This window comes from Thalassospira tepidiphila MCCC 1A03514 (genome assembly GCF_001662875.1).
GTDB classification, from domain to species: domain Bacteria; phylum Pseudomonadota; class Alphaproteobacteria; order Rhodospirillales; family Thalassospiraceae; genus Thalassospira; species Thalassospira tepidiphila.
On the sequence record NZ_JPVZ01000003.1, the window covers coordinates 191,405 to 216,828 of the forward strand.

The following is a 25,424-nucleotide window of genomic DNA, read 5'->3' on the forward strand; positions in this document are numbered from 1 at the left end:
AACGGCACCCATAAAGGGTGCCGTTAAAAGCTATGTTCTCCTAAATCCGATTACCGCTCGGTAATCTTGAACTCGATGCGGCGGTTGCGGCGATAGGCGATTTCGTCATCCCGGTTATCAAGCGGCTGATATTCGCCAAAGCCCGCAGCAACCAAGCGGTTGGGCGGTACCCCCTGATCAATCAGGAACTTGACCACCGAAATCGCACGCGCTGCCGAAAGCTCCCAGTTCGAAGCGAACTGAAGGTTTCGGATCGGCACCTTGTCAGTATGGCCATCAACGCGCATCACCCAGTCGATATCATCGGGAATGTCGGCGGCAATCGTGGTCAGCGTTTCGCCCAGTTTGGCCAACTGATCCTTGCCTTCTTCGCCAAGCTCTGCCTCACCCGATCCAAACAAAACTTCGGACTGGAAGACAAACCGGTCCCCGACAACGCGGATATCCTGACGATCGCCCAGAACTTCACGCAGGCGGCCAAAGAATTCAGAACGATATCGCTGCAACTCGGCAACCTTGGTGGCAAGGGCCGCATTCAGGCGATTGCCAAGATTGACAATCTGGGCGTCTTTTTCCTCGTTCTCGCGTTCGGACGTTTCAAGCGCGGCTTCGATCCGGGCCAGTTGTTGGCGGAGAGCCAACATCTGCTGATTAAGCGCCGCGACCTGTGCCTTGGCTTCGTCACTAAGGTTCTTTTGTTCTTCCAACTCGGCCGCGCGTGATGCCAGAAGGGCCGAAAGCTCGTCAATACGGGTTTCCTGATCAGTGATCTTTTCGCCCGTGGTTTCCCGAAGCTCGGTCAGTTCGGCTTCCTTGTCTTCAAGCGACGCAAGGGCGGCCAGAAGTTTCTGTTCGATTTCGTCCGTTGAAAGTTCGGCTGCCGCCAACTGATCGGCAAGGGTGGCAGCACGCGCACGCAGGTCATCACGCTGATCAGCGGTATTGGAAAGCTCGGTCGTCAGCTGGGTGAGTTCGAGTTCCATACGCTGGTTGTTGCCACGCTCAAGTGACAGCAGATTGGTCAGCTCGTTAACCTGGGCGGTCAGATCACTTAGCGCCTCGTCCCGCCCGGAAAGGGCCGCACCCAGATACACCTGTGCAATGACAAAGATCATCAGAAGAAAGATGATCACCATCAAAAGTGTTGCAAGCGCATCAACAAAGCCCGGCCAGGTATTTACATCGCGGTTACGACGGCGCGAAAGTCCGATCATTCGATCAGCCCTCCTCGGCGATGGCAGCGATGGTGCGGGCGAGGAGCTTGATCTCGCTTCTGATTTCCTGTGTGGATTGCTGGCGGCCCATGGTCAGTTCTTCGCCAATACGGCCAAGCGTATTATCAAGCGAACGGATGTGGGCGCGGGTATTATCATCAATGCCGAAGCTGCCCATTTTCATCGAATCCGCCAGCTGATCAAGGACCGGTTTGAGGTGCATCTGGTTTTCCGCCAGCTTGACCATCAATTGCTGTTCGGCCTTCATCTGATCAGTCAGGGTGGATAGCTTGTCGGCCAGATCAATCAGCGTGTTGTGCGATTTGATCTGTGAACTTTCCGACCGTTGGATAGAGTTTTGCAACCCTTCCATATTATCGGCCATCTGTTCGATCAGGGCCGAAAGATACGCCGGAACAGACTGTTCACCATCGGAAATGCCGCCACCCGAACCAAGGCGGGTAAAGCTTGAAAGCCATTCTTCAAGATCATTGAAGAACCGGTTCTGTGCCTGACCGGCCTGCATGTCCAGAAGGCCAAGCGCCAGCGATCCTGCAAGACCAAACAGCGAGGACGAAAACGCCGTGCCCATGCCGCTCAGCGGTTCGGAAAGACCGTCTTTGAGTTCAGAGAACCAAAGGTCCATGTTGGACCCGCTGCCGACATTGACGTTGCTGATCACCCCAGCGACCGAGTTCACGGTCTGAAGCAGGCCCCAGAAGGTGCCGAGCAGACCCAGGAACACCAAAAGGCCAACGACATAGCGCGACAATTCGCGGCTTTCATCCAGACGGGAGCGGATCGAGTCAAGGATGGTCCGGGTCGAGGTGGTTGAAAGCTGCGGGCGATCGCGGCGCTGTTCGGCCATCATGCTGGCCATCGGCGCCAGAAGTTTCGGCGGCACCTGCGAGGTCAGACCCGGGCGGGACCGACGAAAATCCTCGATCCATGTCACTTCGGGTGAAAGGCTGGCCGCCATTCGGAAGGTGTAGATAACCCCAACCACAAACACGCCAAGGATCAGGCCATTAAGAACAGCATTGGCCATAAAGGCATCAGACAGCGCCGGGAACAGCAGGGCGCCAACCCCGGCGATGATGGCAACAAAGATTGCCATGCGTGTCAGATAACTACCGGGTTTGGTAATAGGCGGGAGGGATCCCGTACCACTGGCCGAATTGCTGCTCATAGCGGATTAATCCTAGCGTTGAACGGTTTTGATATCGACGCGATCTGCGGGGCCGGACGGAACATTCGCACCCAGGGCACGAACATCAATGCGCGTGGAGCGCACACCCCTGTCAATCAGATAGGAACGCACCTGAAGCGCGCGTGACAGCGACAGACGACGCGCCTTGGAGGCATTCGCCCCGTCACCCTGCGCATAGGCCTGCAACTGAATTCGAAGATCTTCATCCTGCCCCATCGTTGCGATCACGCTGTCGAGCTGGCTTCTGGCGGCCGCACTCAGCTCGAAGCTGTCTGCGGCGAAGCCAAGGCTGTATTCATCGCCACCGGTGGCCGGCATTGCAGCCGGTGCAGAGGTTTCAGGCGGGATGGATGCTTCTTCAGCCGGTGCCGGTGGCACCGTCGGCGCGGGGGCCGGTTCTGCCATCTCGGTCGCAGGCTGGGTGGTGTCTGGTGCAGGGGCTGCCGGGGGCGCAGGTGTGTCGGAAATCGGTGCGACTTCCGGTGCTGCCGGCGCGGGTGCTGCGTTGTTTTGCTCGACCGGGGCAGGCGGTGCCACAGGGGCATCAGATACTTCTGCCGTCTCGGTCGCCGGGGAAGTTGTCGGAGCCGGGGTTGGTTCCGGTGCCGCCGGTGCGACAGTCGGCGCAGGCTCCGGTGCCGGCGTTGGTTTGGTCAGCGGCGTCGGTGCGTTCGATGCGCTGCTTTCGGTCACAGGTGGTGCAACCGGTTTGCTGCGCGGTGCGGCGGTCGGTTCCGGCTGGGTCAGCGCAATGGTCTGGTTTGCGCCATCGTCCATGTCCGCGACACGCTGGTTTGCATTTGGGACGACGCCAGGAACGCCATAAAATTCTGATTGGGTCGGGAAGGCATTGCCGCCGCCACTTGATCCGTCGATGACAACGGTTTCAAACCCGCCGTCATAGCCAGCATTGCCTGTCGCACTGGCAAATTGTTCAGCGGCGAGGAAAGTCGATTTCGGTCGGGTTTCCGGGAAAATCAGATCACCGCCCGGCATGACGATATGATCACGTGAAACGGTGGGAGACAGATATTGCGGAACGGTCGGCTGTCCGCCATAGCCATCTGCAACGTCCCAGTTTACCTGAACGCTGCTGTCATTCGAAACGGGGGAGTATTGTTGCGCCGATGCATCTGGCGCAAAGAACACGGTTGTGCCCAGTGCAGCCGTCATCGCAAGCACCGAAATCTTGGAATACCCCATCATCAAATCGCAGGCCCCTTAATACCCTGTGTTTGAAATCGTTTGGTAACGTTGTTCTATTTCACACAGTTTTGTGTCGATCATTAGGCACCCGCAAAACTTTCCGAATGCCCCCCCTTGGTGTCCGTGGGCCCGCAATCAGACCGCACAGTCCCAAGCACCATAGCTTAGAGACAGATGATGGACAACCGCTTTGACCGAAAACGCAAAAGGGGCGCTTCGGCAAATTGCGAAGCGCCCCTTTCAAAAAAGGGTAACAAAAGCCGGGTGTTAGCCCGTGATTGCCTTTTTAAGCGTTTTGGCCAGCACCGGCTGGATATAGTCATTGGCTGCAACGACGCTGCCGGTACCAAGCATGTTGGTGCCGCCTTTGTCATCGCGGATATAACCGCCAGCTTCGGAGATCAGGATGATCCCGGCTGCAATATCCCAAGCATTGAGGTGGGATTCCCAATAACCGTCATAACGGCCGGCCGCGACATAGGCCATATCAAGGGCCGCTGCCCCCATACGACGCACGCCAGCACAACGATCCATGACCGAGTGCAGCTGCTTTTCAAATACCGCGTGATCACCGTGACCAAGATGCGGAACACCGCATGCCAGAACGCATTCGTTCAGACGACGACGGCCCGAAACGCGCAGGCGGCGGTTATCAAGAAACGCACCAACGCCCTTTTCCGCCCAGAAGCATTCGTCCTTGGCGACGTCATAGATCATGCCGGCGATGATTTCGTCACCCTTCTGCAGGGCAACCGAAATCGCAAAATGCGGGATGCCATGCAGGAAGTTGGTGGTGCCATCAAGCGGATCAATGATCCAGCGGTGCTCAGGATCGGTGCCCTTGATCTCGCCACCTTCTTCCATAAGGAAGCCATAACCGGGGCGGGAACGCTCAAGCTCTTCACGCAGGCGTTTTTCGGCACGGTGATCAGCCGCAGATACGAAATCTGCCGGGCCTTTCATCGAAACCTGAAGGTTCTCGACTTCACCGAAGTCGCGTTTCAGTCCGTAGGCTGCCTTTTCGACAGCCTTGTACATCACATTGATGTTCGCAGAACGACGGGCGGCGCCTCGCACGGCATATCTCCCGGTGTTTGAATTAAAATGAAAACCAGAGGGCGGGGTTCGCCCTTAGTCCTTGGCACGCTCGATATAGGTGCCTTCAACAGTGTTCACGACAATGCGCGTACCCGATTCAATATGCGGGGGCACCATCACACGAACACCGTTCTCAAGAACAGCCGGTTTGAAAGAAGAAGACTGGGTCTGACCTTTGACAACCGCATCGGCTTCGACAATCTGGAAGACGACATGCTCGGGAAGGGTCACACCAAGCGGCTCACCTTCGAAGGATTCGATGGTCACAACCATACCATCCTGAAGATAAACAGCCGCTTCGCCAACAAGGTCGGCATTTACTGTGATCTGTTCATAGGTTTCGCTGTCCATGAAGGTGATCATGTCACCATCGGCGAACAGATAGGTGTATTCTTTCTGTTCAAGACGAACCTTTTCGACGGTTTCCGAAGCGCGGAAACGCTCGTTCAGCTTGGTGCCGGTACGAATGTCTTTGAGTTCAACCTGGTTAAAAGCACCGCCTTTACCCGGCTTCACAGCCTGGCATTTTACTGCACGCCACAGGGCACCTTTATGTTCGATAAGGTTACCCGGACGGATTTCGTTGCCGTTGATTTTCATGGCACAAACCGTTCTTTCAGATCACAGATTCACAATGCAATAAGGGGCAAGCGCCCCATTTCAGGCGCCCTACCTACCAGTTTGGCTGTTTTGCTGCAAGCAGATTGATCCGGGTTTGCGCGCATAACGCCCCATCATTCGCGCATGGCTGGACCAATGAATGAAATCAGATCTCGGTTGCCGCAATCGCTGCCTTGATGGCCTTCGCACCGGCCTCTGGCCCGTCCGGATGGTTCCAGACGCCACCGGTAACGGCAATGAAGTCGGCACCTGCCAAAACAAGCGGTGCAACGTTTTCAGCCGTAATACCACCAATCGCCACACAGGGCACCGTGGTAAAGGTCGTCCAGATTTCAAGGATTTCCGGGGTGACGCTGGTTTTGGCTTCTTTGGTTTGGGTCGGATAAAACGCGCCGAATGCGACGTAATCGGCCCCTTTGTCACCAACGATCATCGCCTTGTGGCGGCTGTCATAGCACGACACACCAACGATATGTTCCTCGCCCATGATGGCGCGGGCTTCGTCATAGCTGGCATCACCTTCGCCAACATGCACACCATCGCAGCCCGATTTCCTGGCAATGTCGGGACGATCATTCAGGATCAGCGGAATGTCACGATCCACGCACATTGGCAGGATCGTATCAATCGCCTTGCGGATTTCATCATCGCTGACATCCTTCAGGCGCAATTGCAGGCAATCAACCGCACCGGTATCCAGCACGGATTTCAGCTTCTCGCCAAAGGGTGCAAGGTCGATTTTCGGCGGGGTCAGAAGATAAAGACCGGCAAGTTCGTCTGAATTCACGATGATAATTCCTGATGATTTCCTGCGTGTTATGTAACCTTTGACGTTGGTTTTGGCAATTGCCAAGGCTACGCGGCAATATGTGCAAGCAACCGCTTGTCGAGTTCATGATCGGGCAACAGGTCATCGGCCATCTGATAAATTACATCTTTGGCCGGGAACTCTGTCATGACCAGACAGCTTGTCTGGCCTGCCATATCCCGAAGGTTTTCCAACTGCGGCTCGGGTATCGGATCGACAATCACCGCATCGAGGCCCAGCTCAATGCCTGCCAACGCGCCAGAAACCCTCCCACGACAATCAAGGATCGCCGTGATATTACATGCCGGGAAGTCTTCACGCACCAGCGTGACCAGATCGGTAAACCACTGTGCCCCGTGCGTTTGTGCGGCATGTTCCGGCGACAGCAACCCAAAGGCACGATCGCCCATCACCCGGCAGGCCGATCTGGCGCCGGTGATGCCATGAATGCGAATGACGGGATCGGGCAGGGGGCTCATTTGCGTTGTTCTTATGCTTTGGTGCGCGCGACATAGACCGTGTTGATATCTTCACGGTCAATCAGCGGGTGTTTGAATTTAATGACATCAGCCCGGATGGTCTCGAACGCGGATTTCAGGTTTTCTTCAAACCACGGTTCGGGCATCTCGGTCGACCACAGGGCAAAAATCCCGCCCGGCACAAGATGGGCGGCAAGCTTGGCCAGACCATCCTTGGTGTAAAGGCACTTGTGGTCTTCATGCAGGACATTGCCCGGTGAATGATCAACATCCAAAAGGATCGCGTCATGCCGTTTCTCGGGCGCATCCGGGTTCATGCCCGGTGTGTTGGAAAGCGACGCACCGAAGAAATCGCCATGCACCAGCGCGCAGCGCGGATCGTTTGAAAGCTGTTCGCCCAGCGGAAGCAAACCTTGCTGATGCCATTCGATCACCTCGGGCAGGGTATCAAGCACCGTCAGCTTGCCGGTCTTGGGATTATCAAGCGCTGCCTTGGCGGTATAACCAAGGCCAAGCCCGCCGACAACGACATCAAGGTTGTCGCGATCAAGCTCCGCCAGGCCAAGGTCGGCCAGCGCAATCTCGGCGTCGGTAAACAGGCTCGACATCAGATATTCTTCATTAAGCTTGATCTCGTAGACATCGATATCAAGGCTCAGCTCACGTCGGCGACGCAGGCTTAATACCCCCATCGGTGTCGGGCGATAATCAAGTTCCTTGAAAAGAAGGCTCACGGGCCGGGCTCCTGTTTGTCTTGATAGGCGTGTCACCTAGACAGTGACGGAAAGAGGCGCAAAAGAAAAGTGCCCGAAGCAGAACTTCGGGCACCTTGAAAATTTTGACCTAAGCGATGCTTAGAGGAACTTCGCCATGGCGACAGCGGTGTCGCTCATACGGTTGGAGAAGCCCCACTCGTTGTCATACCAGGACAGGATACGAACGAAGTTGCCGTCCATCACCTGGGTCTGGGTCGCATCAAAGGTCGAGCTGTTCGGGTTGTGGTTGAAATCAACCGAAACCAGCGGAGCTTCGCAAACGCCAAGAACGCCTTTAAGCGGGCCGTTTGCGGCTTCCTTGATGGCTGCGTTGACTTCATCAACGGTGGTGTCACGACCAGCCACGAAGGTCAGGTCAACCATCGAGACGTTCGGGGTCGGGACACGGATCGCGGTACCGTCGAGCTTGCCTTTGAGTTCCGGAAGAACAAGACCAACAGCCTTTGCAGCACCGGTCGAGGTCGGGATCATCGAAAGCGATGCCGAACGGGCACGGCGCAGGTCTTTGTGCAGGCTGTCCACGGTGTTCTGGTCGCCGGTGAAGGCGTGAACAGTGGTCATGAAGCCTTTGGTGATGCCAACGGTTTTGTTGAGAACATCTGCAACCGGTGCAAGGCAGTTGGTGGTGCAGGATGCGTTCGAAACGATGACGTCATCAGCGGTCAGGCTGTCAGAGTTAACACCGTAAACAACGGTCTTGATGTCACCCTTTGCCGGGGCAGAGATCAGAACGCGCTTGGCGCCGGCAGTCAGGTGTTTGCCTGCGCCTGCCTCGTCAAGGAAGATACCGGTGCACTCAAACGCGATGTCGACTTTAAGGTCGGCCCACGGCAGGTTCGCCGGGTCACGTTCAGAGCAAACCTTGATCGCCTTGCCGTCAATGACCAGATCGTCGCCTTCGGCTTTGACGTCATTGGCCAGAACGCCATGAACGGAATCATATTTCAGAAGATGTGCGTTGGTGTTGACGTCACCCAGGTCGTTGATGGCAACAACTTCAACGTCGGTGCGACCGCTTTCAACGATAGAACGCAGAACCAGACGGCCGATACGGCCAAAACCATTAATCGCTACGCGAATAGCCATTCATCCCTCCAAAATTATAATGATTGGTACCTGGGGAGTATCAATCACGGCTTAGGGTCAAGAACCCATAGAAAAAAGGCCGGATCGGCATGTTACCGATCCGGCCCTGTAAATTAAACCAGTTCCTTGGCCGCTTTGACCAGCGCGTCGGCGGTGATGCCGAAATGCTCGTAAAGGACCGGGGCCGGTGCCGAGGCACCAAATCCGTGCATGCCGACAACCTTGCCGTTGTCGCCAACATATTTTTCCCAGCCAAAGACCGAAAGGGCTTCGATGGCAACGCGTGGTGCGCTGCCCAGAACGTCCTTGCGGTATTCCGGCGACTGGGCGTCAAACAGTTCCCAGCTCGGCAGCGAAACAACAGCAGCATTGATGCCGTCTGCTTTCAGCTTGGCCTGCGCGTCAACCGCGATCTCGACTTCCGAACCGGTCGCGATCAGGGTGACCTGACGATCGCCATCGCAATCGGAAATCACGTAGCCGCCACGTGCGACAAGGTTGTCGTCACGATATTCGGTGCGCAGAACCGGCAGGTTCTGACGGGTGAGGGCGAGAACGGTCGGGCCGCTTTCGTTGGTGATCGACATTGCCCATGCTTCGGCGGTTTCAACAGCATCGGCCGGGCGGATCACGGTCACGTTCGGCATGGCGCGCAGCGACGCAACATGTTCGACCGGCTGATGGGTCGGGCCGTCTTCGCCAAGGCCGATGGAATCATGGGTCATGACGTAAACAACGCGCTGGTTCATCAGGGCCGAAAGGCGGATCGACGGACGGCAATAGTCGGTGAAGACCAGGAAGGTGCCACCATAGGGCAGAACGCCACCATGCAGCGCCAGACCGTTCATGGCTGCTGCCATGCCGTGTTCGCGGATACCGTAATAGATATACGCGCCTTCATAACCACCGTCGGCGGTGATCGGTGCCTGAACGCCGGTCTTGGTGTTGTTCGAACCGGTCAGGTCGGCAGAACCGCCGATCATTTCCGGGATCGCCTTGGTCAGAACTTCAAGAACGTTCTGCGACGCCTTGCGGGTTGCAACCTTCGGCAGTTCTTCGGTGATCTGCTTTTTGTAGTCGTTGAACGCTTCGATCCAGTTTTCCGGAAGCTTGCCTTCGATACGACGTTCGAACTCGTCTTTCAGGGCAGCTTCGAGACCATCAAAACGTGAACCCCACGCATTGAAGTCCTCGGCACCGCGTGCGCCAGCAGAAAGCCATGCGTCACGGACATCTGCCGGGATTTCAAACGGCTCAGAATCCCAGCCGAGTTTCTTGCGCATGCCAGCAAGTTCTTCCGCACCAAGCGGTGCGCCGTGCGTTGCCGCGGTGCCACCCTTGGTCGGTGCGCCAAAGCCGATTTCGGTTTTGCAGGCAATCATCGACGGGGTGTTGGTGGATTTTGCTTTGGCAATGGCGGCTTCAATCGCAGCAGGATCGTGGCCGTCAATTTCCTGAACGTCCCAGCCAGCAGCTTCAAAGCGCTTCTTGTGGTCTTCCGATGTCGAAAGCGAGGTCGGGCCATCAATCGAAATGCCGTTGTCATCGAACAGAACGATGAGTTTCGACAGTTTCATGTGACCGGCCATCGAAATGGCTTCCTGGGAAATACCTTCCATCAGGCAACCGTCACCGGCAATCACATAGGTGTAGTGGTCAACAACGCTGTCACCAAAGCGGGCATTCATGATGCGCTCGCCAAGGGCGAAACCGACCGAGGTCGCAATACCCTGGCCGAGCGGGCCCGTGGTGGTTTCAATGCCTTCGCCGTGGCCATATTCCGGGTGGCCCGCAGTGCGATAGCCCATCTGACGGAAATTCTTGATCTGATCGAGATCGAAATCGTCATACCCGGTCAGGTGCAGAAGCGAATAAAGAAGCATCGAACCGTGACCTGCGGACAGGATGAAACGGTCGCGGTCTGGCCAGTTCGGGTGCTTCGGATCGAATTTCAAGAATTTGGTATAAAGAACAGTCGCAACGTCTGCCATGCCCATCGGCATGCCCGGATGACCGGATTTGGCTTTCTCGACAGCATCTGCCGAGAGGAAGCGGATGGCATTGGCCATGCGGTTGTGTTCTACTTGCGTCGTCATGTGATGCGGTTCCTGGGGGTTTCGCGGTCGGGCGATGAAAACACTTTTCCATTTATTAACGGAATTCGCGCGGAAGATGCCCTTACAGGGGGCATACGTCAACCGCTTCTATCGAAAATCTGCCATGTTCTCGCGATTATGGTTAACCACACGGGCATTGACGGGGCCAATTACGGGTCCTGTTGACCTGTTTGCAGCGCCAGTTCTATGTTTCGGGCATGGCTGTCGTGCCACCCGATCAGACTGGTTTTGCACACAGTCGGGTAAAACGGTTGTTGATCGGAATCTGTGGTGTTAAATCAGCCATGATCATGACATCTTCGACAGGTCATATTGGAATATGGACTGTCGTAGCAGACGTTTGACGTCTGTAATCTTTGAGTTAACAGCAAATATTTGGGTAGGGTCATGTCGCGGTTGCAACAGGCAAGTGATCGACTGAAAGCAGCATTGGAACGTCTGGAAACGGTCGCGGAGTCGGCGATCGACGCCAAAAGCCAGGACGCAAATGCTGACACGGCAGAAGTCGAAGCCCTGCGCGGACAACTTTCGGCTCTCCGCGAAGATTACGACCGGCTTTGCCAGACGACCGAAACGGTTTCCAACCGCCTTGATGGTGCGGTTGATCAACTCAAACTCGTCCTTGATGAAGAACCCGCAAAGAAGCAGGCATAACCCATGGCACAGGTTTCCATTCGCATTAACGGTCGCAGCTATGACATCGCATGTGACGACGGTCAGGAAGATCGCATTCACGCGCTTGCCAGCTATGTCGACGAGCGGGTCAAGGAAATCTCCGATGCGGTGGGCCAGATCGGTGAACAGCGTCTGCTGGTCATGACAAGCCTTCTGATTGCCGACGAGCTCGGCATGGCACAGGAAAAACTCAATACCGGCCAAAGCCCGGCGGTTGCAGAGGTCGGCAGCCTGTCCGCCGCCGAAGGTGACGCACTGGCAGAAAATATCGAAAGCATGGCCGAACGCGTCGAGGTGCTTGCCGATCGTCTTGCCAAAGGCTGATCAGGCGACTGTTGTCTGCTGCATGGCTGGCCTGATCACGGGCTGAATTCATGCAATCTACTTGAAATTCAGCTGGTCGAGGACTAAGTTCCGGTCGCTGACAGTTTGCGATGCGTCGTTCGCGGCGATCAAGAACCCAGCACAAGGGAGCTGCCCTGTTCGTCAGGTTCGCTAATTCCCGGGGCCGATGCTCATTTCTCTAGGGAGCTGTCCCTGTCGAGGCCGTGGTCTCGTTATACGGCGCCCACCTGCACTCGCAGGTCACGAGGAATTACCAAATGGCCAACGGCAGTGGTGGCTCCCGCTTATTTTGCTTAGGGTCATGACCCTAAAACTCCCTTTTCCTTTTCGTGATGCCGGTCATGCGTCCCGGGGCAGGGTGCATTAAACGAAACATGTCTGCCTGCTGGCTGACGCAATACAGGAAGCACAATGCGTTTACTTCATCTTGGCGACGTTCTGGGGCAGTCCGGTCGCAAGGCAGCGCTTGAAGCGCTCCCGATGCTACGTGATCGGTTGTCGGTTGATATCGCAGTGGTGAATGTCGAAAACGCAGCGCACGGCTTTGGCGTCACGGCAAAAATCTGCAAGGAATTCTATGACGCCGGTGCTGATGTACTGACCACGGGCAATCATGTCTGGGATCAGCGCGAAATCATCGCCTATATCGACGAAGATGAAAAACTGCTGCGTCCCTGGAACTTCCCCGATGGTACGCCGGGCAACGGCGATTATGTCTTTAAGACCAAGTCGGGCAAGAAGGTCTGCGTGATTAACATGATGGGCCGTCTGTTCATGGATCCGTTGTCCTGTCCGTTCCAAGGCGCGGACAAGCTGTTTAACAAGCATAAGCTTGGCAAGAATGTCGATGCCGTGATCGTCGATTTCCACGCCGAAACCACCTCGGAAAAAATGGCGTTTGGCCATCATTGCGATGGGCGGGCGTCGCTTGTACTGGGAACCCACACCCACGTGCCGACTGCCGATGCCCAGATCCTGCCAAATGGTACCGGCTATCAGACCGATGTTGGCATGTGCGGCGATTTTGATTCCGTCATTGGCATGAAAAAAGAAAACTCTGTTCGCAAATTCATCACCAAGATGCCGTCCGGCCGGTTCGAACCGGCCGAAGGCCCGGCAACGGTATGCGGCGTCTATGTTGAAACCGATGACAAGACCGGGTTGGCAAAGCGGATTGAAGCGGTGCGTATCGGTGGCCGCCTTAAGGGCAGTTGGCCCAGCGCCTGACACCCAAGCCGACTTTCAACCGATCAAAGAAAAAGGCCCGCCAGATGACGGGCCTTTGTCGTTTCAGGTGTGCGGTTTTGATCAGGCTGCGCGATCACGGGCCTGCTGACGCAGATCATCAAGGATGACAGTAATGCGCGTGCGCAGTTCACTGACTTTCTCGGACGCTGAACGCGACGTGTTCAGGACTTCGCCCGACAACTGGCCGGTGCGACCGGTTTCATTGGCAACCTCGGCAATCGATGCGGAAACTGCACGGGTACGGTCCGCCGCACCACGCACGTTGCGCGTGATTTCGTCGGTTGCGGCCCCTTGCTGCTCGACTGCGGCCGAAATCGTCGTGGCAATCTCATTGAGGCTATCAATGATCGAGCCGATCTCGCCAATGGCGGTAACAGATTCACCGGTCGCTTTCTGAATGCCGGAAATCTGGCCCGAGATTTCCTCGGTCGCTTTTTCGGTCTGGTTGGCAAGGTTTTTGACCTCTGCCGCGACAACCGCAAAGCCCTTGCCGGCATCACCGGCACGTGCCGCCTCGATGGTGGCGTTCAGGGCCAGCAGGTTGGTCTGCTCGGCAATGTCGGTGATCAGTGCGATCACCTCGCCAATGCGACTTGCCGACTGCGACAGGCTGTTGACCAGTTCGTTGGTATGCTGGGCGCGTTGCGCGGCTTCGTTCGAAATGCGCGTGGTTTCCGCCATCTGACGGTTAATCTCCGCGTTCGAGCTTGAAAGCTGCTCGGTGGCGGAGGCAACGGTTTCAACATTGCCGGTGGCTTCATCGGCCGATTTCGACACCTCGTCACTCTGACCTGACACCAGTTCGGCACTGTCGGTCATCTGACCTGATACGCCCTGAAGCTGTTCGGCAAGGGTGGCGATTTCCGTTACCGCACTTTCGACTTCACCCTGCAGGGTATCGGCAAGTGACAGCAATTCATCGCGCAGTGCCTCGTTGCGTTCACGGTTCAGGCGTTCTTCCTCGGCTTGCATGTCGCGGACCTTGATCGCGTTTGCCTTGAACACATCAACCGCCCGGCCCATGGCAGAAATCTCGTCATTGCCACCTGATGGAACGGCCGCGTCAAGATCGCCATCGGCCAGCGAAATCATCGATTTCTGAAGACCGGCAAGGCGACGCAACAGGTTGCCACGCACATAAACCAGATAGATCAGAAGCGGAATAATGATCGCCGCGGCACCAACGCCGTACATCACCATCGAGCTTTGCTGGGTCAGGGTGCTTGCGGTGTCGGCTGACTTGTCGACGCCGGATTGAAGATCGGCGACAAGCGCGTTCACACCATCTTCCATCGCGGCGGCAAATTCGGCGCTGTCTTCAACGATGTCGATCTGGTCATCGGCCAGTTTAAGTTCTTCGCTGCGCAGGGATGAAATGCTTTTGCGGCCCATCGACAGCTTTTTGATATCGCCAAGCAGGCCTTCATAGAATTTCTTGAGCTTCTCGTTCTCAAGTTCGCCAATGGTATTGGCAACGACACCAACCGCCCCACGGACCTGAACGCCCATGATGCGAAGCTGCATGCGATCATCTGATGATGCGGCGGACAGAACGGTGTTGCTGATTTCAGCACCACTATTCGCAAGCTGCAGGATCGGGGCTTGGGCTGCCATCAATTCATCGAGTTTGAACAGAAGTCCCTTGGTTGAGGCTTCCTGTTCATCGGTCAAGAAGGCGCCGGCCTGACGCAGGTCATGAACCTGACTGGTGACTTCGGTGATTTTGGTTTGGGATGCCGACAGGATCGGCTGGATCATCGAGTTGTATTTGCCGGTCAGTTGCTGGAACTTCGCAAGGGAATCCGAAAGTTGGCCTGCGACCTCGAAACGCTCAATCGTCGTGTCATGAAGTTCCTGAAGCGACTCAGCAAGGCTTTGGCCGTTCGTTTCGATCACCGACAGCGTTTCTTCCGGAAGGCCCGACTGGCTCAGCACCGCAAGATTTTCCTGCAAGTTCGCAAGCATCACATCAAGGTCCGCCTTGACCGCCTGTTCTTCTTCAACGGTGGATGCCGCGATAATGCGTGGTGCGGAGGCCACAATTTTCGCACTGGTTGTTGCAAGCTGCTGGGCAGCAAACATTGGCGGAAGTTGCTCGTAGGCAATCGTGTCAAGCTGGTTGCCGAATTTGGTAAAAGAGAAGACCGATACGGCCGCAGCCAGAATTGCAATCAGACCGACAAGAAAGAAGGCACCCGCCAACTTTTCACGTACGCCAAGCCCTGCTTTGTTCGTCTTTGTTGAGTTTTTCTTTTTTGACGATGACGGCTTTGCGCCGCGCTTGAAACTTAAACCCATAATTAAACCTACCCCGTAGACCAAAGAGACAAGCGTCGCCACATATGGTGCCGACGCATGTATGTACGTCGTCTGAACGTTTGTTCCCAGCCAAGCCACTTTGGGGAATACCCGATATCCGACCCTGAAAGGATCTCGGGAAATTTGGGGCCTGATCTATTATTATTGTTCTCCGATATAGCACAGGAATCGCATCGGGATCATGAATTTTCGGCCAAACCTGTACTGCTGTATAAAATTCAGGGTCGCGCAAAGTGGCTTTTCGCAGCGACTGCACTTTATTTCGGATCGAAAGACGCTGCTTTCAATGTGACCGCCAAACAAAAAGGCCCGCCAATGGCGGGCCTTTTCTCATCAAGTTTTGCCTGTGATCAGGACGCTGCGCGATCATGTGCCTGTTTGCGCAGATCATCCAGAATGCCGTTGATCCGCGAACGCAGGTTTTCGACCTTCTGCGATGCATCCTGTGCAGTTGCCAGAACCTGACTGGACAGTTCGCCTGTCTTGCTGGTTTCATTGGCAACCTCGTTGATCGAGGCCGAAACAGAACGCGTGCGATCCGCAGCCCCGCGCACGTTGCGCGTGATCTCGTCGGTGGCGGCACCCTGTTCCTCGACCGCAGCCGAAATGGTGGTCGCGATCTCATTGATGTTTTCAATGATACGACCGATATCGCCGATGGCATTGACGGACTCACCGGTGGCTTTCTGAATGCCCGAAATCTGGCCAGAAATTTCCTCGGTGGCTTTTTCCGTCTGGTTGGCAAGGTTTTTGACCTCGGCGGCAACAACCGCAAAGCCCTTGCCTGCATCCCCGGCACGTGCCGCCTCGATGGTGGCGTTCAGTGCCAGAAGGTTGGTCTGCTCGGCAATGTCGGTGATCAGTGCGATCACTTCGCCAATGCGGTCTGCAGACTGCGACAGGCTGACCACCAGTTCGTTGGTTTCCTGTGCACGGTTGGATGCTTCGTTCGAGATACGGGTCGATTCCGCCATCTGACGGTTAATTTCCGCATTCGATGCCGAAAGCTGTTCGGTCGCTGCAGCAACCGTTTCAACGTTGCCGGTCGCTTCCTGGGCAGAGCTTGCAACTTCTTCGGTCTGGCCCGAAACCAGTTCCGCACTTGAGGTCATCTGACCGGAAACACCCTGAAGCTGATCACCAAGGGCCGCGATTTCGTTCACGGCACTTTCAACTTCATTCTGCAGGGTGTCTGCCAGTGCCAGCAACTCGTCACGAAGTGCTTCGTTGCGTTCATGGTTAAGGCGTTCTTCCTCGGCCTGCATGGCCTGGACCTTAAGGGCGTTGTCCTTAAAGACATCAACCGCACGGCCCATGGCACTGATTTCGTCATTGCCCTTGGACGGCACGACGACATCAAGATTGCCATCAGCAAGCTGAACCATGGTTTTCTGCAAACCACCAAGACGGCGCAGGACGTTGCCACGCACATACAACACATAAATCGCAAGCGAGATAATGATGGCTGCGACGGCGACAACAAACAGGGCGGTCAGGCTCTGTTTCTCGACAACCTTTGCCTGGGCGGCGGCATCATTGACTTCTGCATTCAGACCGGCAACCAGTTCGGCAACGCTGTTACGCATTGCGTTGGCATATTCGCCACTCTGCACAACCAGCGCCTGGCTTTGTTCGGTTGCCTCAAGTTCACGTTTGCGAAGTTCAGGCAGGCTGCCTTCACCAACCGAAAGCTTCTGCATCTTGTCGATCAGATCGACATAGAATGCCTTGAGGCGATCGTTATCAAGCTCTTCAAGCTTGCTCAGCGCATCGGTGTACGTTCCGCGAATACGCACCGGAATGATCGACAGGCGCACCGCCTGGGTTTCCGTGGTGCTGGAAATGATCATGTTTGATGCGGCAGAACCCAGACGCTCGATATCAAGGATCGGTGTACGCGTCTCGATCGCTGATGCGAACTTCTGGAAGGACTCAAGAATTTCTTCTTTGTCCGCGCTGTATTTCTTTGAAGGGTCTTCTTCAAACGACGCGGCGTATTCGCTGCCTTGGGCGATGTCGTTCTGGGTATAGGACAGCACCGGCTTTAAGGTGTCACCATACCGTTTCGCCAGATTCTGGAACTCTTCGAGTTTCGCGGCTTTTTCGTCGCTGATCTGGAAACGTTCCTGGGTCACTTCGTGCAGCTGTTTGAGGTTATCCTCAAGCAGGGCGCGATTGTCGTTGATGCTTGCAATTACCGCGGGCATAAAGCCGGTCGCCTCAATTTCTGCGATGCGGACATTAAGCTCTTCAAGACGAACCGCAAGTTCTTCGTTAATCGCGGTTTCTTCTTCCGGATTGGCGGCGGCCACGATGCGCGGCGCAATGGCGACAATTTCTGCACTTCCGGTTGCCAGTGACTGAGCCGCGGCAATCGGCGGAAGCTTTTCTTCGGTAATGGTATTAAGCGCATTACCGAACTGATTGAAGGAAATAGCACCGACAATAGCAGAAATCACTGCCATCAATCCGACCACAGCAAACGATATCAAAAGTTTGCTTTGGACCCCGAATTTAGTTCCCATTCTATCTAACCTTTTTTCCTGGCTGTTTCCGTATGGCTTCTTTGTCCATTCCGGTTGTTTCTGGCACCGCAGGATCATATGCAGTCCTGCGTTAGGCGACAGCTTGGCCCTAGAGAGTATTCTGCTTTAGTTTAATATCTACACCAGAGAACATTAATGAAAGAATATCAAGACGTCTGCAACATCTATCCGCGTATAGTGCACGACTATCCCCGGATAGGTTGGTCATGATTTCGGTGCATTCAGCCCCAAAACCTGACCCTTGCCCCCGATATTTGGCGATCTCGCCAAGCATGGCTGGACCTTGCTGGGTAAACAGGATATAGGAGCGGTCGAAATTTTCGTTCGCGTATGTCGCAGATATGAATGTGTCATCCTGCACATGCCCGGGCGGGCTGGTCTGTCAGGGAACGCCCGTATGACCGGCGTGGTATCACCCGATACCGTTCCACTTCGAATTCATTGACGACAGGTTACAGGTTATGGCCGGCCATTCCCAATTTAAGAACATCATGCACCGCAAAGGTGCGCAGGATAAAAAGCGCGCCAAGATCTTCACCAAACTCGCGCGTGAAATCACTGTTGCCGCGAAAATCAGCGAAGATATCGACAGCAACCCGCGTCTGCGTGCGGCGATTTCTGCGGCCCGTGCCCAGAACATGCCCAAGGACAACATCGATCGTGCCATCAAAAAGGCGACCGGTGCAGGCGAGGGCGACAACTACGAAGAAGTCCGCTACGAGGGTTATGGCACCGCAGGTGTTGCCGTCATCGTCGAAGCACTGACCGACAACCGTAACCGTACCGCATCCGAAGTGCGTGCTGCCTTTACCAAGCATGGCGGCAACCTTGGCGAAACGGGTTCGGTAGGCTTCATGTTCAACCGTGTCGGCGAAATCATCTATCCGATCGACAAGGCCGATGCTGACGAAATCTTCGAAGCAGCCCTTGAAGCCGGTGCAGCGAATGCGGAGTCCGATGATCAGAACCACGTCATCGATACCGAGATCGAAGACCTCAACGCTGTGCGCGAAGCCCTGACCGAAAAATTCGGCGATCCGGAAAGCGCAAAGCTGGTCTTCCGCGCGACCACCGAAGCCGACATTTCTGTCGAACAGGCGCAAAGCATTATGAAACTGGTCGATGTGCTTGAAGATAACGACGACGTCCAGAATGTCTGGACCAACGTTAACTGGACCGACGAAATCGTCGCTGGTCTCGATAACTAATTAATATTTGCCAACACCCGCCTTTCGCTTTTGAATGGCGGGTGTTTTGTATCTGGAACCCGCTTTTTTGGGGGATGTAGTGGTCAGAGTGCTCGGGATTGATCCCGGTCTGCAACGAACCGGTTGGGGCGTCATTGACCTCGATAACAATCGTATGCGCCATGTCGCCAATGGCGTGGTGACGTCCACCCAGTCATTGACCCTTGCCGAACGCCTTGATCAACTGCACACCGGCCTGATCGAAGTGATCCGGATCTGGACACCTGACGAGGCCGCGGTTGAAGAAACGTTCGTGAATAAAAACCCGGTTTCGACCCTGAAACTGGGGCAGGCGCGTGGTGTTGCATTGCTTGCACCGGCGCGCAGTGGCATTCCGGTAACGGAATATACACCCAATGCCGTCAAAAAGACTGTGGTTGGTGCCGGTCATGCTGCCAAACAGCAGGTCGAAATGATGGTTTCAACCCTGCTGCCGGGATGTGACATTGCCGGGCCGGACGCCGCAGATGCCCTTGCGGTTGCCATATGCCACGCGCAACATGCCGGGAACCGGTCGCTTGCCAATTCGATGGCGGCGCACCCAACACGAAACGGGAGAAAATACAGGTGATCGCCAAACTGCGCGGAATTGTGGATTTCATCGGCGAAGACAGCGTGATTATCGATGTCAACGGCGTGGGCTATCTTGTTTTTGCCTCGCGCCGCACGCTTTCGATGTTGCCGCCAAAGGGCGGCGATGCCGGCCTGATGATCGAAACCCACGTTCGCGAAGATCACATTCATCTCTATGGCTTTGCCGATAACGCCGAAAAGCAATGGTTTGCCTTGCTCACCACTGTTCAGGGTGTTGGTGCCAAGGTTGCACTCGCCCTGTTGTCGGTTCTGACGCCGACCGATCTTTTGCGCGCACTGGCCGCCCAGGATACCACGGCCCTTTGCCGCGCACCGGGAATCGGCCCCAAGGTCGCAACCCGTATTGTTGGCGAACTGAAAGACAAGGCCGCAAAACTGAACCTTGGCCCGGTTGCGGCCCCAGCGGCCCCCGCCGTCGAAGACGCAAAGCCAGCCGCGAAATCCAAGAAATCAGCCAAGGCCACCACAGATGTGAGCATCGACACAGCGCCAGCCGAACCGGTTGTGGATGATAGCGTCGTTTTGGCAGACGCGGTATCGGCACTGGTCAATCTTGGCTATGGCCGGTCCGAGGCATTTGGTGCGGTGGGCAAGGCCGCCCAGCAGGCGGGTGACGACAAGTCGATCGATACCCTGATCCGTCTGGGACTAAAGGAGCTTAGCGCGTGAGCGAAGAAGAAGACCGTCTGCTCAGTGGTGAGCGCCGCGAAGAAGATCATCAGGATGGATCGCTGCGTCCCCGTCGGCTTGACGATTTTACCGGCCAGAAAGAAGTCCGTGAAAACCTTGATGTCTTCATCAAGGCTGCCAGTGCGCGCGAAGAAGCCATGGACCATGTCCTGTTCTTTGGCCCGCCGGGGCTGGGCAAAACCACGCTTTCGCAAATTGTTGCCAGTGAACTCGGTGTCGGCTTTCGCGCAACATCCGGCCCGGTGATTGCCAAGGCCGGTGACCTTGCAGCCCTTCTGACCAATCTTCAGCCGCGCGATGTTTTGTTTATCGATGAAATCCATCGCCTGAACCCGGCGGTGGAGGAAATCCTCTATCCGGCGATGGAAGACTTCCAGCTTGACCTGATCATTGGCGAAGGTCCTGCTGCGCGCTCTGTGCGGATTGACCTGCCGCCCTTTACCCTGGTCGGTGCAACCACGCGTTCGGGTCTTCTGACCACGCCACTGCGGGATCGTTTCGGTATTCCGCTGCGCCTTCGGTTCTATGAGCCCGAAGAACTGGTCAGCATCGTTGCCCGTGGGGCACGGCTTTTGAATTTCGACATGACCGAAGAAGGCGCGATGGAAATTGCCCGTCGGTCACGTGGCACGCCGCGTATTGCCGGTCGGCTGTTGCGCCGTGTGCGTGACTTCGCAGCCGTGGCGGAAAAATCGCCGGTCGATAAATTCATTGCCGACGCCGCTCTGACCCGGCTTGAGGTCGATAACCTTGGCCTCGACAGCCAGGACAGACGCTACCTTAATTGTATCGCCAGCAACTATGGCGGTGGTCCGGTCGGTGTCGATACATTGGCCGCAGCCCTGTCCGAAGAACGCGATACCATCGAAGACGTGATCGAACCCTATCTGCTGCAACAGGGCCTGATCCAGCGTACCCCGCGCGGGCGCATGCTGGGTGTCAAGGGTTTCAAGCATCTTGGTCTGACCCCGCCGCGCCAAGCGGGCGGGATGCCGCTTTCCGATCTGTTTGACGGGCAGGCGGGGGAAGAATCCTGATGGCCCAAAATGATCACGACGCCATTCTTGGCCGCTTCGAAGGCAAGCGGCATATCTATCCGCTGATTGTCTATTACGAGAACACAGATGCCGGTGGCGTTGTCTATCACGCCAACTATTTAGCGTTCGCCGAACGGGCACGTTCAGCGATGCTTAACCTGTTGGGCTTTACCAATCGAAATATTGCAGAACGCCACAAAGTTGCCATAGCCGTTCGACAGTGTACGCTCGACTTTCGACGTCCGGCGCTTTTGGAAGACCGTATTACGGTCGAAAGCCGGGTGATCAAGGTTGGGGGCGCATCGCTTGGTTTTGAACAAAAGATTATGCGGGGCGACGACGAACTGGTGGTGATCGAGATTTATCTCGCCTGCATGTCGTTGGAAGAATTTCGGGCACAACGTCTGCCCGACGAACTAAGAACAGTATTTAATAGTTGTCTTGATGTGACAAAGGACTGACGGGAATATGGAAAATCAAGTGGTCGACGCGGTAACGCTGGGGCAGTCGGTCATGGCACATGATATGTCTCTGTGGGGACTTTTCATGCAGGCTGGACTGGTCGTCAAAACAGTGATGATCGGTCTTTTGCTGGCTTCTGTCTGGGTTTGGGCGATTGTCTTCGAAAAGATCCTGCGGCTGCGCAAATTGCGCGCCCAGGCTAACACCTTCGAAGAAGCCTTCTGGTCGGGTGGATCACTTGAAGATCTGTATGATCGTATCGCCGACAAGCCGCGCGATCCGATGTCAGCCATCTTTGTTTCGGCTATGCGTGAATGGCGTCGTTCGAACGCAAAGGGTGTCCATGGCGACACTATGCGTGCCCGCCTTCAGCAGCGCCTTGAAAAATCCATGGAAATTACCCTTGGTCGTGAAATGGACCGGGTGGAACGGTATATGACCTTCCTGGCATCCGTTGGTTCGACCGCACCGTTTGTTGGTCTGTTTGGCACGGTCTGGGGCATCATGGTTTCGTTCCAGTCGATTGCGGCATCCAAGAATACCTCGCTTGCGGTTGTCGCACCGGGTATTGCCGAGGCTCTTTTTGCAACGGCCATGGGCCTTGTTGCTGCGATCCCGGCTGTGGTTGCCTATAACAAGATTTCCAGCGACCTGAACCGTTACAGCAACCGCCTCGAAGCTTTCGTGGACGAGTTCTCCTCGATCCTTTCGCGCCAACTTGACGACACGAGAGACTGATTATGGGCGCACAGCTTGCCAAATCAGGCGGAGGACGCCGTCGCGGTCGCCGGAGTAACCGGCGGGCAGCGATGAGTGACATCAACGTCACCCCGATGGTCGACGTCATGCTGGTGTTGCTTGTGATCTTCATGGTCGCAGCCCCGCTGATGACGGTCGGGGTAGAGGTTGATCTGCCGGAAACCAGTGCCGCACCGATGACCGGTCAGGATGAGCCGCTGGTGGTGTCGGTCTCTGCCGAAGGCACGATCTACATCATGGATAGCGAAATCGCGCAGGACACCCTGACCGAAAAGCTTGCCGCCATTACCGACAACAAGGCCGATACCCGCATCTTTGTCCGCGGTGACAAGACGATTGATTATGGCCGTGTGATGGAAGTCATGGGCCTGATCAAGGATGCCGGTTTCACCAAAGTCGCCCTGATCGCCGAATTGCCGGCAAAGGGTTCGTAAACGAATCATGCTGCGTTACGCTCTCATATCGCTTGGTCTGCACGCTGTCCTGTTTCTGGTGGCGTGGCTTGGGCTGCCCGATCTGTTTGATGAAACACCGTTGGAATTGCAGTCCATTTCGGTTGAAGTCGTGACAGTGGATGAATTTTCCGCGGCCCCGACCAAGGCTTTGCCAAAACCGGAACCCAAAGAGGAACCGAAACCAAAGCCGACCCCGAAGCCGGAACCCAAGCCAGAGCCGAAACCGGAACCAAAGCCGGAACCCAAGCCTGAGCCGAAGCCCGAACCAAAACCGGAGCCCAAGCCAGAGCCCAAGCCAGAGCCGAAGCCAGAGCCAAAACCGACACCAAAGCCGGAACCGGTTCCGACGCCAGACGTTAAAAAAGAGCCTGAGCCGAAACCGGAGCCGACAGAGCTTGCCGCTGTAAAGCCGGAATCCAAGCCGACGCCGCCGAAACCGGAACCGGTCAAAAAGCCGGAGCCGAAAAAGGAAGAGCCGAAGAAACGCGATCTCATGAGCGTTCTTAAGGATGTCAGCAAGCTTAAGGAAACGGCAGAAGCCACACCGGAGCAGCAGCCAGACGAAACGCCGGAAGAAAATGCCAGCGAGGTTGTCGCGACCAGGCTTGATGCCAATCTGACCATGAGCGAGCTTGATGCCGTAAAACGTCAGATCGAAAAATGCTGGAGCCCCCCGGCCGGGGCCAAGGAAGCGGGCAACTTTGCGGTTGAAATTCATGTCAGTGCAAACCCGGACGGAACCGTCCGTTTGGCGCGGATTAGCAATCTGAACGAAATCCAGGGCGACACTTCCCGCCGTACGATTGCAGAAAGCGCGCTTCGAGCAGTGCTAAATCCGCAATGCAGTCCTCTAAAACTGCCGCTGGATAAATACGAAATGTGGCGCACATTCACGTTCAATTTTGACATGCGTGAAATGCTGGGCCTTTAACGACCAAGTTCTTGAACACGCGTGGAAAATAGCGAGGCAGGATGACGATCAAGACCAACGCAATAAAACGATTTTGGGCTAAAGGCAGTGTCGCAGCACTGTGCGCCCTTGCCGTTGTCGCTGGCCTGAATGTCGGGTTCATATCGCCGGCAAAGGCGGAACTCCGGATTGATATTACCCGGGGCGAATTGAAGCCGATGCCAATTGCCGTCACCCGCTTCCCGGGCGAAGGCGTTGCCGAAACCGAGATCGGTCAGAACATGACCCAGGTGATTGCCGCAGATCTCGAACGTTCGGGCCTGTTTTCACCGATTGATGAAAAGGCATTCATTCAGAGTGCTGCATCATTGGCGGTGAATCCGAACTTTGCCGAATGGCGGGCCATCAATGCGCAGGCTCTGGTGAACGGTCGTGTTGTGACCGAACCAAATGGTCTTCTGCGTGTTGAATTCCGCCTGTGGGATGTTTTGGCTGAAACCCAGATGTCTGGCGTTGCCTATCGTACGCAGCCAAACAACTGGCGTCGGATTGCCCACAAGATTGCGGACGAGATTTACAAACGTATCACCGGTGAAACCGGCTATTTCGATACGCGCGTTGTCTACGTCTCGGAATCCGGTCCGGCCGATAACCGGACCAAACGACTGGCCATCATGGATCAGGACGGTGCAAACCACCGGTTCCTGTCTGATGGACGGTTCCTCGTGCTGAACCCGCGCTTCTCGCCGACGGCACAGGAAGTGGTTTATATGTCGTACTTTAACGACAAGCCGCGCGTTTATGTTTTGGATATTGATACCGGTGAGTTGGAATTGCTGGGTGATTTTCCGGGGATGACCTTTGCGCCCCGATTCGCGCCAGACGGGAACTCGGTTGTGATGTCACAAGCGCTTGACGGGAACAGTGAAATTTATGGACTGGACCTGCGCACGCGTGAAAAGCGTCAATTGACGCGCCATCCGGCCGTGGATACCTCGCCTTCCTATTCTCCGGACGGGTCTCGCATTGCGTTCAACTCCGACCGCAGTGGGGCACAACAACTTTATGTGATGAATGCCGATGGTGGGGGCGTACAGCGCATCAGCTTCGGTGGTGGACGTTATGCCACACCGGTCTGGTCGCCGCGCGGAGACCTGATCGCATTCACCAAATCCGAAGGAGGTCGTTATTATATCGGCGTCATGCGGCCAGACGGCAGTGGAGAAAGGCTGCTGGCCGAGGGTTACCTCGTTGAGGGACCAACATGGGCACCGAACGGTCGAGTTTTGATGTACTACCGCCAGCACCCGTCCAGGGACGGGACCAAGGATCGCTATCGTTTGTATTCGATTGATCTTACCGGTTATAACGAGCGAGAGATCGTTACACCGGCGGATGGGTCGGATCCTGCATGGTCGCCCTTGATTCCCTGATATCTCAAGAGTATAGTCATCGCGAAGCACTGAATGCGATTCGCTTTAATCGCGGGCATTTTCGGTGTCGCGAGACATGGAAAACACCA

At 55.7% G+C, this 25,424-nt stretch carries 24 protein-coding genes and 1 other RNA gene; 13 read left to right on the top strand and 12 right to left on the bottom strand.

Annotation, left to right across the window (positions count from 1 at the left end; genetic code table 11):
- Positions 1-50: 50 nt before the first annotated feature.
- The 10 genes from TH4_RS08140 to tkt form a co-directional block, all read right to left on the bottom strand.
- The gene (locus tag TH4_RS08140; protein ID WP_008891358.1) at positions 51-1,214 is read right to left on the bottom strand and encodes a peptidoglycan -binding protein; all 1,164 of its coding nucleotides are present in this window, start codon (positions 1,212-1,214) and stop codon (positions 51-53) included.
- A 4-nt stretch (positions 1,215-1,218) separates the two neighbouring features.
- Complete coding sequence (locus tag TH4_RS08145) at positions 1,219-2,403, bottom strand: hypothetical protein (RefSeq protein WP_008891359.1); 1,185 nt, start codon at positions 2,401-2,403, stop codon at positions 1,219-1,221.
- A 12-nt stretch (positions 2,404-2,415) separates the two neighbouring features.
- Positions 2,416-3,630 carry an OmpA family protein gene (locus tag TH4_RS08150; RefSeq protein WP_064780626.1) on the bottom strand — a complete coding sequence of 405 codons (1,215 nt, stop codon included), beginning with the start codon at positions 3,628-3,630 and terminating at the stop codon, positions 2,416-2,418.
- A 267-nt stretch (positions 3,631-3,897) separates the two neighbouring features.
- On the bottom strand, positions 3,898-4,707 hold the full coding sequence (locus TH4_RS08155; protein WP_197145227.1) for an inositol monophosphatase family protein: 810 nt from the start codon (positions 4,705-4,707) through the stop codon (positions 3,898-3,900).
- A 54-nt stretch (positions 4,708-4,761) separates the two neighbouring features.
- Positions 4,762-5,328, bottom strand: a complete 567-nt coding sequence (gene efp, locus TH4_RS08160) for an elongation factor P (protein ID WP_008891362.1) — start codon at positions 5,326-5,328, stop codon at positions 4,762-4,764.
- Positions 5,329-5,494: 166 nt separating this feature from the next.
- Entirely contained in the window at positions 5,495-6,136 is a 642-nt protein-coding gene (gene thiE / locus TH4_RS08165) for a thiamine phosphate synthase (RefSeq protein ID WP_064781010.1), read from the bottom strand.
- Between the two features lie 68 nt (positions 6,137-6,204).
- On the bottom strand, positions 6,205-6,636 hold the full coding sequence (locus TH4_RS08170) for a hypothetical protein (RefSeq protein WP_064780627.1): 432 nt from the start codon (positions 6,634-6,636) through the stop codon (positions 6,205-6,207).
- Between the two features lie 11 nt (positions 6,637-6,647).
- Complete coding sequence (locus TH4_RS08175) at positions 6,648-7,370, bottom strand: polyamine aminopropyltransferase (RefSeq protein ID WP_064780628.1); 723 nt, start codon at positions 7,368-7,370, stop codon at positions 6,648-6,650.
- 120 nt (positions 7,371-7,490) lie between these two features.
- Entirely contained in the window at positions 7,491-8,498 is a 1,008-nt protein-coding gene (gene gap / locus TH4_RS08180) for a type I glyceraldehyde-3-phosphate dehydrogenase (RefSeq protein WP_064780629.1), read from the bottom strand.
- 113 nt (positions 8,499-8,611) lie between these two features.
- Positions 8,612-10,594, bottom strand: coding sequence for a transketolase (gene tkt, locus TH4_RS08185; RefSeq protein ID WP_062957703.1), 1,983 nt, complete (start codon positions 10,592-10,594; stop codon positions 8,612-8,614).
- Positions 10,595-11,002: 408 nt separating this feature from the next.
- On the opposite strand from tkt, the gene TH4_RS08190 reads away from it, so the two are divergent.
- The 4 genes from TH4_RS08190 (at position 11,003) to TH4_RS08205 (ending at position 12,862) form a co-directional block, all read left to right on the top strand.
- Entirely contained in the window at positions 11,003-11,269 is a 267-nt protein-coding gene (locus TH4_RS08190; protein ID WP_062957704.1) for a hypothetical protein, read from the top strand.
- A 3-nt stretch (positions 11,270-11,272) separates the two neighbouring features.
- Positions 11,273-11,614, top strand: a complete 342-nt coding sequence (locus TH4_RS08195) for a cell division protein ZapA (protein WP_064780630.1) — start codon at positions 11,273-11,275, stop codon at positions 11,612-11,614.
- Positions 11,615-11,758: 144 nt separating this feature from the next.
- Positions 11,759-11,919: non-coding RNA, 6S RNA (ssrS, locus tag TH4_RS08200), on the top strand.
- Positions 11,920-12,046: 127 nt separating this feature from the next.
- Positions 12,047-12,862: a TIGR00282 family metallophosphoesterase gene (locus TH4_RS08205; RefSeq protein ID WP_008891370.1), complete on the top strand. Its 816-nt coding sequence runs from the start codon at positions 12,047-12,049 to the stop codon at positions 12,860-12,862.
- Between the two features lie 81 nt (positions 12,863-12,943).
- Here the strand turns inward: TH4_RS08205 and TH4_RS08210 are convergent, their stop codons facing one another.
- Positions 12,944-15,181 (bottom strand): methyl-accepting chemotaxis protein, encoded by a 2,238-nt coding sequence (locus tag TH4_RS08210; protein ID WP_064780631.1) that lies wholly within the window; start codon positions 15,179-15,181, stop codon positions 12,944-12,946.
- 371 nt (positions 15,182-15,552) lie between these two features.
- Positions 15,553-17,727 carry a HAMP domain-containing methyl-accepting chemotaxis protein gene (locus TH4_RS08215; RefSeq protein ID WP_083997020.1) on the bottom strand — a complete coding sequence of 725 codons (2,175 nt, stop codon included), beginning with the start codon at positions 17,725-17,727 and terminating at the stop codon, positions 15,553-15,555.
- 482 nt (positions 17,728-18,209) lie between these two features.
- On the opposite strand from TH4_RS08215, the gene TH4_RS08220 reads away from it, so the two are divergent.
- Genes TH4_RS08220 through tolB form a run of 9 tightly spaced genes read left to right on the top strand, consistent with a single transcriptional unit; the run spans position 18,210 to position 25,335 of the window.
- A complete protein-coding gene (locus TH4_RS08220) occupies positions 18,210-18,956 on the top strand; it encodes a YebC/PmpR family DNA-binding transcriptional regulator (RefSeq protein ID WP_064780633.1) in 747 nt (248 codons plus the stop codon).
- 34 nt (positions 18,957-18,990) lie between these two features.
- The gene (gene ruvC, locus TH4_RS08225) at positions 18,991-19,566 is read left to right on the top strand and encodes a crossover junction endodeoxyribonuclease RuvC (protein ID WP_051007649.1); all 576 of its coding nucleotides are present in this window, start codon (positions 18,991-18,993) and stop codon (positions 19,564-19,566) included.
- Positions 19,563-20,258 carry a Holliday junction branch migration protein RuvA gene (ruvA, locus tag TH4_RS08230; RefSeq protein WP_008891375.1) on the top strand — a complete coding sequence of 232 codons (696 nt, stop codon included), beginning with the start codon at positions 19,563-19,565 and terminating at the stop codon, positions 20,256-20,258. The genes ruvC and ruvA overlap by 4 nt, the downstream gene beginning before the upstream one ends.
- Positions 20,255-21,316, top strand: coding sequence for a Holliday junction branch migration DNA helicase RuvB (gene ruvB, locus TH4_RS08235; protein ID WP_008891376.1), 1,062 nt, complete (start codon positions 20,255-20,257; stop codon positions 21,314-21,316). Before ruvA ends, ruvB begins: the two co-directional genes overlap by 4 nt.
- The gene (locus tag TH4_RS08240) at positions 21,316-21,777 is read left to right on the top strand and encodes a YbgC/FadM family acyl-CoA thioesterase (protein WP_064780634.1); all 462 of its coding nucleotides are present in this window, start codon (positions 21,316-21,318) and stop codon (positions 21,775-21,777) included. Before ruvB ends, TH4_RS08240 begins: the two co-directional genes overlap by 1 nt.
- A 7-nt stretch (positions 21,778-21,784) precedes the next feature.
- Positions 21,785-22,516, top strand: a complete 732-nt coding sequence (gene tolQ, locus TH4_RS08245) for a protein TolQ (protein WP_008891378.1) — start codon at positions 21,785-21,787, stop codon at positions 22,514-22,516.
- Positions 22,517-22,518: 2 nt separating this feature from the next.
- Complete coding sequence (tolR, locus tag TH4_RS08250; protein ID WP_040824151.1) at positions 22,519-22,971, top strand: protein TolR; 453 nt, start codon at positions 22,519-22,521, stop codon at positions 22,969-22,971.
- Between the two features lie 7 nt (positions 22,972-22,978).
- Positions 22,979-23,923: a hypothetical protein gene (locus TH4_RS08255; RefSeq protein ID WP_064780635.1), complete on the top strand. Its 945-nt coding sequence runs from the start codon at positions 22,979-22,981 to the stop codon at positions 23,921-23,923.
- Between the two features lie 41 nt (positions 23,924-23,964).
- Entirely contained in the window at positions 23,965-25,335 is a 1,371-nt protein-coding gene (tolB, locus tag TH4_RS08260; protein ID WP_064780636.1) for a Tol-Pal system beta propeller repeat protein TolB, read from the top strand.
- Positions 25,336-25,424 lie beyond the last annotated feature (89 nt).